Origin of the sequence: Exiguobacterium sp. FSL W8-0210 (assembly GCF_038006045.1) — a bacterium.
Lineage (GTDB): Bacteria > Bacillota > Bacilli > Exiguobacteriales > Exiguobacteriaceae > Exiguobacterium_A.
Genome location: NZ_JBBOUK010000001.1, coordinates 2,756,606 through 2,768,979 on the forward strand (window position 1 = coordinate 2,756,606; position 12,374 = coordinate 2,768,979).

Genomic DNA, 12,374 nt, shown 5'->3' on the forward strand with positions numbered 1-12,374 from the left:
ATCAAGAGCGTTCCGCCGGATTAGACCGTCGCTTGGAACGTTTTCTTAAATTCTGAGATTGCTGCTACGATCTCTTCGTCTGCTGGAAGGTTACCTGTCTTACGGATCTCATCGCAAAGTTGTTTGCGGTTTTGATCGAGCCAGAGGTTGAGTTCCTTTTCAAAACGACGAATATCCGTTACAGCAACATCATCAAGGTGACCACGAGTCAAGGCATAGATGATGATGACTTGCTTATCGACAGTAAGTGGTTGGTTCAAGTCTTGTTTCAAGACTTCAACTGTCCGCTCACCACGGTTAAGCTTCGATTGAGTCGCTTTATCAAGGTCAGATCCGAACTGAGCGAATGCTTCAAGCTCACGGTAAGATGCGAGGTCAAGACGGAGCGTACCCGCTACCTTCTTCATCGCTTTTACTTGAGCCGAACCACCTACACGCGATACCGAGAGACCCGGGTTGATCGCGGGACGGACACCTGAGAAGAAGAGATCCGATTGAAGGAAGATTTGACCATCCGTGATCGAGATAACGTTCGTCGGGATGTAAGCTGAGATATCCGACGCTTGTGTTTCGATGAACGGAAGGGCAGTCAAGCTACCTGCGCCAAGCTCGTCGTTCAACTTCGCCGCACGCTCAAGAAGGCGTGAGTGGAGGTAGAAGACATCCCCTGGGTAAGCTTCGCGGCCTGGTGGGCGTTTCAAGAGAAGTGAAAGCTCACGGTAAGCAGCTGCTTGTTTTGAAAGATCATCATAGATGACAAGAACGTGTTTGCCTTGGTCCATGAAGTGTTCACCCATCGCGACACCTGCGAATGGTGCGAGGTAAAGAAGTGGAGCTGGCTGTGAAGCCGCTGCCGAAACGACGATCGTGTAATCGAGGGCACCGTTTTTACGGAGCGTCTCGACGACGCCACGGACTGTTGATTCTTTTTGTCCGATTGCGACGTAGATACAGATCATGTTTTCTTCTTTTTGGTTGATGATCGTATCGATGGCGATCGACGTTTTACCCGTCTGACGGTCACCGATGATCAACTCACGCTGTCCACGACCGATTGGAACGAGGGCATCGATCGCCTTGATTCCTGTCTGAAGTGGTTCGTGTACCGATTTACGCGCCATGACGCCAGACGCCTTACGCTCGATCGGGTTGTAGTGTTCTGTTTCGATTGGACCAAGACCATCGATTGGCATACCGAGTGGGTTGACGACACGTCCGAGGAGTGCGTCTCCTGTTGGTACTTCCATGATGCGGCCCGTACGGCGAACAGAGTCACCTTCTTTGATTTCAAGGTAGTCACCGAGGATGATGATACCGACGTTGCCTTCTTCTAAGTTTTGCGCCAAGCCCATTGTGCCGTTAGCGAATTCTACGAGCTCTCCCGACATGACGTTGTCGAGTCCGTGTGCACGAGCGATACCATCACCGATTTGGATGACCGTACCTGTCTCGTTCACTTCCATCGTAGAACCGTACTGCGCGATACGCGCTTTAAGCAGGGCGCTGATTTCTTCAGCTCTAATGCTCATGCGTTTCACCCCTATTTTCTTACGCTTTTAACAGCTCACGCTCAAGGCGCGTTAGTTTAGTTTCGATCGTACCGTCATATGTCGTGTAACCGATTTGAACGCGAAGTCCTCCGATGACACTCGTGTCGACGACGTTCTCGACTTCAAGCGTTTTACCTGATTTTTGGCCAAACGTCTCTTTCACTTTCGTGAGTTCCTCGTCTGACAATTTGTATGCACTCGTGACGATTGCCGTCGCGACATTGCGGTGTTCATTCAACAATGCAATGAAGTGTTCCGGTAATGTAACGATTTCTGCCGCCCGGTCGTTTTCGACCATGACGAGCAACGTGTTCAAGACGATCGAGTTGAAGCCAGTGAAGCTTGTTTGAAGAACTTGCTTGAGCTCTTCAGCAGAAATCGATGGGTTATCTAAAACCGAAGCGAGCTCTGGTGTTGCGTGGAGCACTTCGCCGAGCGTCCGCACATCAGCTTCTGCTTGCTCGAGCACATGGTGCTCAAGCGCAAGATCGAAGAGCGCTTTTGCGTAGCGTCCCGCTACGTGATCACGCATTAGTTCGTGCCCTTAGTATCAGCAAGGAATTGATCGACGAGTGCTTTTTGAGCGGCTTCGTCTGTCGCAAGCTGTGTTTTCATGACGTGGCGTGCTGCAGCGATTGCTTGAAGAGCGACATCGTTCTTCAAAGCAGCTTGTGCTTCAGCGCGTTCACGTTCGATCGCACGGCGAGCTTCTTCCTTACTCATTTCGGATTCAAGACGTGCCTGCTCCATCGCACGTGCTTGCTCTGCTTCTGCCTGACGGCGTGATGCTTCTAAAAGATCGCGTGCTTCCGTACGCGCCTTGTTTAATTCTTCGCGTTGTTGTTCTACGTAGACTTCAGCGTCTTTACGGCTCTTTTCAGCCGAGTTGATCTCGCTAGCCACATGCTCTTCCCGCGCTTTCATCATGTTGACGAGCGGGCCCCATGCGAATTTCTTCAAGAGGATGAGGAGCAAGAGGAAAACGACGATCGTGACGATCATGTTGGCTAATAAGAGATGGTTGCCTTCGCCACCAGCCTCTGCCGCAAGATACGTTAGATTCATTCGATTACACTCCCCTCGTGGTTGGTTCAACTTCAATATCTACATAAGGGAGCCTAAGCTCCCGTGACGGTTCACTCAAACGTTGAACGAATAGCGCCCTATGTAGTCCGTTCTCGTTAATCGTGGATTAAGAGTTGAGAAGAAGGAAACCGACCGCTACACCGATGATTGGAAGTGCCTCAACGAGACCGATACCGATGAACATTGTTTGACGAAGTTCGTTTTTGAGTTCTGGCTGACGTGCTTGACCTAATACTGTACCGTTTACGATAAGACCGTTACCGATACCTGCGCCGAGTGCGCCGAGTCCGATGATGATCGCTGTTGCAATAAGATTCATGATAAATTGCCTCCCTAGAGTATGTTCATTGATTTGTCGTGCTGTTATCGGAAAAGCGGATGCTTTACCTTCGAATTAATGGTCGTGCGCTGCCTTATGTCCGATGTAAACCATCGTCAAGATAAGGAAGATATACGCTTGGATACCACCGATGAAGAGTGAGAATCCTTGCCAGATCAACATCGGGATACCCGAGATGATCGCGCCGACTGGTCCGAGGAATTGGAAATCGTTCGTACCAGAGACGATACCGATCGAAAGAATAATTCCGATCATGATTTCACCAGCGAAGATGTTTCCGTAAAGACGAAGACCGAGCGTCAACGTGTTTGCAAACTCCTCGATGATGGTAATGATAAACATCGGTGTCATGAATGTTTTCGCATAAGCACCGAAGCCTCGCATCTTCACACCGTAGTAATGACTTAAGACTACTACGAGAGATGAAAGTGCCAGTGTCACGTAAGGATCTGCAGTTGGTGAGTTGAACCAAATGTAGTGTCCCGTCACGACGTTGAATGGGAGACCCATGATGTTGGACACAAGGATGAACAGGAATAATGTCATTCCGAACGTAAGGAAGCGACCCCCTGTTTTCCAGTCCATCGTGCTGCTGATGATTCCGCGAACGAATTCAAGGAACATCTCCATCACGTTTTGAGCACCGGTTGGCTTCATCACAAGACGTCGCGTACCGGCCACGGCAATCAAGAAGACGAGAGCAGCAGCAATCAATACTGTGATCAAGTTCGTCCAGCTACCGTACAGAACGAAGTCACCCCAGAGTGGGATTTCGTAAAGTGGCATTTCGTGGTTCATTTGACTATTCACCTCTTTTCCCGCTTGAGTTCGTGAGTCAAGAACTCACAAAATTGTATGACGTGGCCGGCGAGAAGGCCTATTACCACCGCAGTTAATGACAATTCAGTTTGATATTTCAAACCGATCATCACACAAAGTACCGCGACCGCCATGCGTGAAACGGTCCCTCGAGACACTGGCTTACGCCCGGTCTCAATTACACGATACATACGATCGACGCTGAGTCGTTGAAGCGTCAAGATCAGAAAGCTGCCAGTTCCACCAAGTGCTAGTCCATAAATGACCGGGTCACTCGGGCGTCCGATGAGCAGCAGGACAGCCAGGATTCCATAAAAGAGTCCAAACCATCGTAAGTACGCACGATACAACGCATCTTGAAGGATGATGTTCATGTCTTCTCCCCTAACAAGTGCCTGATCATGGCGATCATGCAAAGAATGCCGATGAAAATCCCGATGAACACGGCGAACGTCGCACCCATTTTTTCCCACCATTGTTGTTGTTCCCCATAGTTCCCAACCAAAAAGCCAATGACGATCGGTGCAGCCAGTGCCGTCGAAATTTGCGAGGCCATGACCATACTCTTCGCGAGCCCACTTTGGCGCACTAGAGACGACCCCCTTTTTTCCCAATTGTGAGTTCTTTTTCTTTCCCACAATTTGCGGATTTTCATACTAGTCAAGAATACAATGAAGCAGCTTTCATAGTCAAATGAATTCACAATAAAAACAGAGCCGAAAAACCTATACATATCAACGATTGATAAGGTTTTCACAGATGTCTTACATGCAAGTCATTTCACGAAGATGTGAAGAAAATATGTAGTACTATCAACGGTTAAAGAGATTGTTCATATGGTGAACAAAACCGTTGAATAGTAACGTTATATCGTGCCCGTTAAAGCGAAACAAGCCCTCTAAAATTGATTTGTGTCGATTTTGTGAAAAAACATTTTTTGTTCACAATTGAAAACGCTTCCGAATCGGGACATAAAAACAGCTCTGACATCTGTTTGTAACAATACATTTCAGCGATTTCCATTTTTTTAATCGTGCGCTACGTCACAGCTTGAATCGTCATCGCTTCCCTTCCAGTTTCAAGGTCATTTGGTTTTACATTTTCTAAACAAATGGGCTGATTTTAGTGGAAATGGTAAGATTTAAAGATATTATCCTCCTAAATCAACTATTGCGATTACACGAAATTCAAGACATAACAAAGAATCGCTCACATCACGCGACTCCTACAGGAAAAAGCACGAGTTTTCGTGCTGTCAGAGACAAGTGAGATCCGACTCCTCGTCTAAAGACGAAGGAGGCGCGGCTCACGTCTCGCCTGAGGAAAGCAAGTGAATGCAAGCGATTCGAGGATGATCGTTTTTTATTGCGTGAGTAACGGTGCCGGTGCTTCTCCTTGACCGAAGTGATGCAGAATTGCTTGGACGATGCGTTCGGACGCGTGACCGTCTCCATACGGGTTTGAAGCATGCGCCATCTCCTGATAAAGTGTTTTGTTCGTCAAAAGTTCTGTTGCCATCTGATAGATCGTCTCTTCTTCCGTTCCGGCAAGCTTCAACGTTCCGGCAGTAATCCCTTCCGGACGTTCCGTCGTATCGCGTAAGACAAGAACAGGAACACCGAGTGATGGTGCTTCTTCTTGTACGCCACCCGAGTCAGTTAAAATCAAATGGGCACGGCTCGCGAAGTTATGGAAATCGAAGACGTCGAGTGGAGCAATCAACGAAATCCGATCATGTCCTTCAAAAACCTTCTTCGCGGCTTCTTGAACGACTGGATTGAGGTGGACCGGATAGACGACGTGCGTCTCCGGGAACGCATCGACGAGGCGACGAATCGCCCGGAACATTTGGTGCATTTTCTCGCCTTGGTTCTCACGACGGTGCGCTGTCATCAAGATCAACTTCCGGTCCCCGACCGTCTCGAGCATCGGGTGGACGTAATCGGTTTGGACGGTCGTTTGCAGGGCATCGATTGCCGTGTTTCCTGTGATGTAAACACCGGCGTGACGATTTTCGGATGCGAGATTCGCTGCCGCTTGCGCTGTCGGAGCGAAATGTAAGTCCGCGAGCGTCGACGTCAACTGACGATTGACCTCTTCCGGGAACGGAGAGTACTTATTATAGGTCCGCAGTCCCGCCTCGACGTGACCGACCGCGATCTGATTGTAATAAGCAGCAAGGCTTCCAACGAACGTCGTCGTCGTATCCCCATGGACGAGGACGAGATCCGGTTTGATGTCCTTCATGATGGCATCAAGTCCTTCAAGACCACGCGTCGTAATGTCGACGAGTGTTTGACGTTGTTTCATGATATTCAAATCATGATCCGGTTCGATCTCAAACAGATCGAGCACTTGATCGAGCATCTCGCGGTGTTGGGCAGTGATCGTAACATGAACATCAAAAGCAGGGTGTTGCTTTAGGGCGTTGACGAGCGGTGCCATCTTGATGGCTTCCGGTCGTGTCCCGAAAATCGGCATGACTGTAATCGGCATGGTGACTTCCTCCTGATTTTTTATTTTTATTAATCTTTAATCCAATTTTTACTGAACTCATCGCTTTTTCGAGTGATTTCTTCAGCTAAAGAACATTCTCTAAGTAATTTTTCTTTAGTATCATTTAATAAAAATCGACTCGAAACATTTTTATATAAATATGCATTTTCTGTTATGACTAATAATCCATGAAAATTATTAAAAATATTTATATAGCAACTAATTCTATTTTTATTTTTTATTAACAGAGCAATATGAGAATGAGACCGTCAATAATTATGTGTAAATAAGTAAATCCTTTTCTTGTATATATGTTGATTAAGCCTGTTTGAACATCTCAACCAGCTCTGCACGAGCTTGATCGAATCCGATATGGCAACGGGTGGAGAAGTTCTGATTATAGATTTCGAATTGGGAAACCAGGAAGCGGTCCAAGGAATCTTCGTTCGGGAATTGCTCCTTGCGCTTGCTGTATTTCTTCACTTTCTTATTGAACGACTCGATGAGGTTTGTCGAATAGATGCTTCGCCAAATCGATTTTGGGAAGTCGTAGAAGGTGAAAATAAAGGGATTGGATTCCAATGATCTTGTCACTTTCGGATAGGCGGTTTTCCATTTCTCGACAAAGGCTTTCAGTGCCTCTTCGCCCAGTTTCCGGCTTTCCGCCCGGTACACCGATTTGAAGTCTTCACAGATTTCTGGCCGGTCAGCGACACGGACTTTGTGGGAGATGTTGCGCGACAGATGGACGCAGCACGCTTGATACTTGGCATCCGGAAAAACCGCAAAGATGCGATCGGTGATGCCTTTCAAGCCGTCGGAGATAAACAGAAGCACCTCTTCGACACCGCGCTCCTTTAAGTCCAATAGGACTTCTTCCCAAACGAACGCGGATTCCGTGGGCGCCACTGTATAAGCCAGGACTTCTTTCGAGCCATCCTCCCGGATGCCAACTGCGATATAGACGGCTTCCTTGGAGACGGTGTCGCGCTTGAGGGAAATGTAAGTCGCATCCAGATAGACACAGGCATAGCGCTTATCCAACGGACGAGATTTAAACGCTTCGACCTGTTCACTCATCGCTTTCGTCATATTGGAAATCGTTTGCGGGGTGTAGTGATGGCCGTACATCTTCTCAATCAGATCCGAGATCTCGGACATCGTGACGCCTTTCTGGAACATGTGAATGACGAAAGATTCCAGCGTATCGTTTGAGCGCTTGTATGGAGCGACCGTCTGTTGGTTGAATTCGCCGTTCCGGTCACGTGGAATCGACAGGTTTAAATCCCCGTACTCCGTATGGAGTGTCCGCGTGTAGACGCCATTCCGGGAATTGCCGGAGTTGAAGCCGATGCGGTCATATTTTTCGTAATCCAGGAAAGCTGTGAGTTCGGTCTGAAGGAGCGTATTGACCGCTGTCTCCAGATGCTTGCGGAAAACTTCGGAGATGTCTTCTTTTTTTACTAGAGCTTGCATGATATCTGTTGTAAACTGAGTCATAGGGAAGGCCTCTTTTCTGTGAATGGGTTGTGGTGACTTAATTCTACAAGAAAAGGTCTTCCTTTTTCTATTTATTCATTTACACAAGATATTTTACGCTCTCATGAGAATCTGGATGAGCAAAATTTGTCAGAAAATCTTTTTTATCATTAACCGATTCAACATTTCCGATCAGTTTGTCTAATTTTAGTTCATTTGATAATATGTAATTTCTTATTTTGGTTGCCATTTTATCATTAAGATAATCTTTACCAAGCCAAAAGTAAGTCATTTCATAAATAATTTTGATTATTGCTTTTTGATAACTATGCATATCTAATTCCATTTTAATATTCACTCGAGGATTTTCTATTTTTTCGTATTTTGCGCTTGAAAATACCTCTTCTTTTGTCATAGACTCCGATCCGTTTCTTTTTAATACTTTATTTACGGTTTCAACAAGTTTATCAGGTTCGCTTGCATCTACCATTACTCTGTACTTTCCGTCATTATTAGGTATTACATTTGGAACAACATAAAGAGTCTTTGGTATTCCATCATTCGTATGTTTATATCGTAAAGTCATATCTGGATCATCTATACTTTTTCCAACACTTAAGGGATTAGGAATAGTTCCCTTTTTACCTTTTAATCTTTTAGCAAATCTAGCTAATTGCATTAATCCATGATCAACTAAATGATAATCAACCTTCCCACCTAACTTATCATTACATTCTTTACATACATCGTGTATTACCAACAACCCTCCTAAAGAATCAGGAAAAACATGTTCTTTTGATGGTGTTTTTTCTTCTAAACAAAAAATACATTGAATAGTACTCATTTTTACCTCCAGTAAAAAATTATTTTTACAAAAACTAAAATAAAAAGTACTTTTCATGCCATTAATTTTTATTAAATTTAAATCTTTTATCAACAGTATGCAAATTACTTACGATTTTCTCTGTAAAAATCATAAGTAATTTCGCTTAGCTTAGCTTGAAAAAAAGCTGCAGACAAATAAATTGTCCACAGCTTTTTCTTTCAAACTTTCTCTTACTTCGTTCCGAAGAGACGGTCTCCTGCATCACCGAGTCCAGGGACGATGTATCCGTGGTCGTTCAACTTCTCGTCGAGTGCCGCGAGATAGATGTCGACGTCTGGGTGTTCTTCTTGAACGCGTTTAACGCCTTCAGGTGCTGCACAGAGACATGCGAGCTTGATGCTCTTCGCCCCTTGTTTCTTTAAGGAGGAGATGGCGTCTGCCGCCGAACCACCTGTCGCAAGCATCGGGTCAACGACGACGAAATCACGTTCTGCGACGTCTGTTGGGAGCTTGAGGTAGTATTCCGTTGGCTCGAGTGTCTCCGGATCACGGTACAAACCGATGTGACCGACTTTGACGTTCGGCATCATGCGGAGCATCCCGTCGACCATACCGAGACCGGCGCGGAGAATCGGGACGATCCCGAGTTTCTTGCCTTCGATCATCTTTTGCGTCGTCTTCGTGACCGGTGTCTCGATCGCGACATCTGTGAGTGGAAGGTCACGTGTGATTTCATATGCCATCAATGAAGCCACCTCGTCGACAAGTTCCCGGAATTGTTTCGTTCCTGTTTCGACTTTACGCATGATCGTCATCTTGTGCTGAATCAATGGGTGATCAAATACATGTACTTTACTCATTGTTTGCATCTCCTCTCCATTCTCTTTTCGCATTGTACTCTAAAAACGTACTGCTTGGGAACTGTTTTTTCGTCAGTTCCCGAGCGTACTCTTCCCTGATAGAATTGCTTTTGCGGCGTAAGACCATTCATTGTCCGGTTGTTTCGCGAGTTCTTGTAAGGTCGCACGATAATCACCTTTTTTATATTTTTGTTCATAGACCGCTTGCATCCAGAGGACGTCACTCATGTATCCGGACTTCGGGAAATCTTTCCGATAGGCAATATAATCCACCTGTGTCGTCTGCTTGAGCTTTCCGGCAGTGATCAACTTATAGAAGCGTGCCATACCTGCTGTCTCTTTGTTCGTCAAGACGGATCCGGTCAAGACACTGTCTGCTCGTTTGTAGTCTTTCGCCTGAACGGCAGCAACCCCTTGCTCGAGTGCTTCTTTCGGAGGTAGTTGCGTCTGCTTTGTTTCGGAAGAAGTCTCCTTCTTCTCTGGCTTAATCGCTTTCGCTTTTTCTTGCTCACTTGCCAGCTGCTCGTTTTTTTCTTTTAACTGTTCGACTTCCGTTTGCAGCGCTGCGAGTTGTTGCTCGACCTCTGTTTGTTTCGTTGCGACTGGTGTTGCGGGTTCGCTATCCAACTGTGTCCAGACGAGAACGAGAGAGACGACAGCAACGGCTCCACCAATCCACCATGGATTCAGTTTTCCGAGTCGCTTCCAGTCTTTCAATTGCGGATGATTCTGAACCGTCATGGGAAAGGATGCCAATCGCTTCTGGGCAAGACGCTTCCCACCTGCTTTTCCTGCGATCGCCAGGCGATAACGATAGACTTCTGCTGGCATCGGTAAGGTCTTCCACTGTTCAAAACGAGCATCTGCCTGTTCATAAAATCCTGCCTGTTGCATGATGACGATTGCTTTGAAATCTTCGAGCATCCGGTGATATTCCCGGCGCTCGTGGCTTTTATGGGTGAACCATTCTGTCAGGCGTTCCGTTTGAATGGCTTGAAGTTCTGATTGGATCAAGGTTGATAAGTTCACATTTATTTCCACCTTTATCTTTTTTTACTACGGTTAAGTATAGCAAAGATAACGCTTCCGCAAATGGTTCGTTTCCCCTATCTTCTTGACGAAGCATTGAAAAAAAACCTCTTGTTTTCGTACGTCGATGTACGAAAACAAGAGGATGAATCGTTTAACGATGAGAATAGGATCGGAATACTTTTGTTTCCGTGATGCGTCCGTCTTCAATCCGCCAAATCCGGTCACAGACATCAAGCATCCGTTCGTCATGCGTGATGACGATGACGGTCTTGTTAGAAACATGCGCTTGTTGTTGCAACAGCTCCATCACCCGGCGACCATTCGGATAATCGAGACTTGCCGTCGGTTCATCCGCGAGTACAAGTCGTGGTTCATTGACGAAGGCTCGGGCAATCGCGACACGTTGTCGTTCGCCACCTGATAAGGCGTGCGGCAAATGGTCTTTCCGGTGCTCGAGTCCGAACACGGCGAGAGCCGATGTCACGTCAACGGTTCGCCCCGCTTCCTGCGCGACCAGCTCTAGTTGCTCTCCTGCTGTCAAAAATGGTACGAGATGCGATTCTTGAAAGATGAATCCGACTTCCTCAAGTCGCAAACGACGACGTTCTTCGTCCGCTGCTTCACTGACGCACGTATCATCGAAGTAGACGGCACCCTTCGTTGGTGTCTGTAACAATCCAAGCAACTGGAGCAATGTACTTTTCCCGCTACCACTTGGTCCGACGAGGGCAATCAACTCACCCGCTTCTGCTTGTAAGTTGATGTCATGTAAAACCGTCATCTCACCATAACTTTGTTCAATCTGATCTAATCGGATCATCCGTTCATTCCTCCCATCGCATCTGCTGCCTCGAGTTTTTTGACCATCCGTAACGGAACGAGCGCACCGAGGATTGCCGTTACGAGTAAAATGCCCCCGTACATCAGACTGGTCGACCATTCAAAACGGAATGGAAGATCCGACGGTAGGAAACGACTCGTCAGATAGGTGATGGCGACGCTGACAGTAAAGGCGAGGCTCGTCAAGAGGATGACTTGTACGAGTAGACTCGCACCCATCGTCCGTGTCCGGATACCGATTGCCTTTAAGACACCAAGCTGTTTCATCTTCTGCATCGTCAAAATATAGAAGAAGGCTGTCAGGATCAATGCTCCGATGACGACGAGCGCGACCCGCATCATCTGAAAGGAGTTTTGCTCCGCTGCATAGCCTGGTACGTTCTCAACGACTGCTTGTTTTGAGAAGACCGCTTGATCCGTTTGCAACGACTGACCGATATACGCTGAGACGTATGATGCCCCCATCTTCGATTGCCATGCTTGCCACGATTCATCCGTCATCCAGAGAACGGGTGCATGACTATAACGACCGTCCGTCACTGTACCGGCAATCTGGAACGTCTCCTTCGTTCGAAAATCCGTGATCGTATCGCCGACGCGCGTTCCGCGTTGCTCCGCATACGCAGCATCAACAAGTACCTCCCCTTTTTGCAACGATTGCAGCTGTTTGGGACCATATTTCGTAGTCTGTGATAACGCAAAGACCGTTACGTCGTCCTTCGTTTTATTCTTCTTCTCAAGCACCATGTTCTGGACACCGAGTGCTTCCGCGCCCTTTGGTGTCTCATCCGCCTGTAAGAATGAACGGGTCAGCTGCCCTTCTGCATCTTTACTTAGCGCAAACTGTTCGACCGGCAGATTACGGACGGCTGCCCCATTGTCATAAGCTAGTCCATCTGCAAGACCGGTGATCATCAAGATCAATAAGACGATCAACATCGTCACAATCGTCATCCAACTGAATCGCCCTTTCATCCGGACGAGTTCTTTCCATCCTAGTTTCATTGTGTGTTCCCTCCTGTATGTTCGCTACAGGATTGATGATA

Annotated in this window: 14 protein-coding genes; all 14 read right to left on the minus strand. The window is 46.9% G+C overall.

Going from position 1 to position 12,374, the window contains the following annotated elements; genetic code table 11:
- Positions 1–20: 20 nt before the first annotated feature.
- The gene (gene atpA, locus MKY22_RS14260) at positions 21–1,529 is read right to left on the minus strand and encodes a F0F1 ATP synthase subunit alpha (RefSeq protein ID WP_023469496.1); all 1,509 of its coding nucleotides are present in this window, start codon (positions 1,527–1,529) and stop codon (positions 21–23) included.
- Between the two features lie 19 nt (positions 1,530–1,548).
- On the minus strand, positions 1,549–2,082 hold the full coding sequence (locus MKY22_RS14265; protein WP_023469497.1) for a F0F1 ATP synthase subunit delta: 534 nt from the start codon (positions 2,080–2,082) through the stop codon (positions 1,549–1,551).
- Complete coding sequence (gene atpF, locus MKY22_RS14270; RefSeq protein WP_214852108.1) at positions 2,082–2,615, minus strand: F0F1 ATP synthase subunit B; 534 nt, start codon at positions 2,613–2,615, stop codon at positions 2,082–2,084. Before atpF ends, MKY22_RS14265 begins: the two co-directional genes overlap by 1 nt.
- A 127-nt stretch (positions 2,616–2,742) precedes the next feature.
- Positions 2,743–2,955, minus strand: a complete 213-nt coding sequence (gene atpE / locus MKY22_RS14275) for a F0F1 ATP synthase subunit C (protein ID WP_023469499.1) — start codon at positions 2,953–2,955, stop codon at positions 2,743–2,745.
- Positions 2,956–3,030: 75 nt separating this feature from the next.
- A complete protein-coding gene (gene atpB, locus MKY22_RS14280; protein ID WP_023469500.1) occupies positions 3,031–3,774 on the minus strand; it encodes a F0F1 ATP synthase subunit A in 744 nt (247 codons plus the stop codon).
- A gap of 8 nt (positions 3,775–3,782) precedes the next feature.
- Positions 3,783–4,169 (minus strand): ATP synthase subunit I, encoded by a 387-nt coding sequence (locus MKY22_RS14285; protein WP_023469501.1) that lies wholly within the window; start codon positions 4,167–4,169, stop codon positions 3,783–3,785.
- Complete coding sequence (locus tag MKY22_RS14290; RefSeq protein ID WP_023469502.1) at positions 4,166–4,384, minus strand: AtpZ/AtpI family protein; 219 nt, start codon at positions 4,382–4,384, stop codon at positions 4,166–4,168. Before MKY22_RS14290 ends, MKY22_RS14285 begins: the two co-directional genes overlap by 4 nt.
- Before the next feature lie 773 nt (positions 4,385–5,157).
- Positions 5,158–6,291, minus strand: coding sequence for a non-hydrolyzing UDP-N-acetylglucosamine 2-epimerase (wecB, locus tag MKY22_RS14295; RefSeq protein ID WP_341089477.1), 1,134 nt, complete (start codon positions 6,289–6,291; stop codon positions 5,158–5,160).
- 318 nt (positions 6,292–6,609) lie between these two features.
- A complete protein-coding gene (locus MKY22_RS14300; protein ID WP_341088539.1) occupies positions 6,610–7,791 on the minus strand; it encodes an IS256 family transposase in 1,182 nt (393 codons plus the stop codon).
- A 79-nt stretch (positions 7,792–7,870) separates the two neighbouring features.
- On the minus strand, positions 7,871–8,614 hold the full coding sequence (locus MKY22_RS14305; protein WP_341089479.1) for an HNH endonuclease: 744 nt from the start codon (positions 8,612–8,614) through the stop codon (positions 7,871–7,873).
- Positions 8,615–8,826: 212 nt separating this feature from the next.
- The gene (gene upp, locus MKY22_RS14310) at positions 8,827–9,456 is read right to left on the minus strand and encodes a uracil phosphoribosyltransferase (RefSeq protein ID WP_023469504.1); all 630 of its coding nucleotides are present in this window, start codon (positions 9,454–9,456) and stop codon (positions 8,827–8,829) included.
- A gap of 72 nt (positions 9,457–9,528) precedes the next feature.
- The gene (locus tag MKY22_RS14315; RefSeq protein WP_290777677.1) at positions 9,529–10,485 is read right to left on the minus strand and encodes a hypothetical protein; all 957 of its coding nucleotides are present in this window, start codon (positions 10,483–10,485) and stop codon (positions 9,529–9,531) included.
- Positions 10,486–10,639: 154 nt separating this feature from the next.
- Positions 10,640–11,308, minus strand: a complete 669-nt coding sequence (locus tag MKY22_RS14320) for an ABC transporter ATP-binding protein (protein WP_290721651.1) — start codon at positions 11,306–11,308, stop codon at positions 10,640–10,642.
- Positions 11,305–12,333: an ABC transporter permease gene (locus tag MKY22_RS14325; protein WP_341089487.1), complete on the minus strand. Its 1,029-nt coding sequence runs from the start codon at positions 12,331–12,333 to the stop codon at positions 11,305–11,307. Before MKY22_RS14325 ends, MKY22_RS14320 begins: the two co-directional genes overlap by 4 nt.
- Positions 12,334–12,374: the final 41 nt, after the last annotated feature.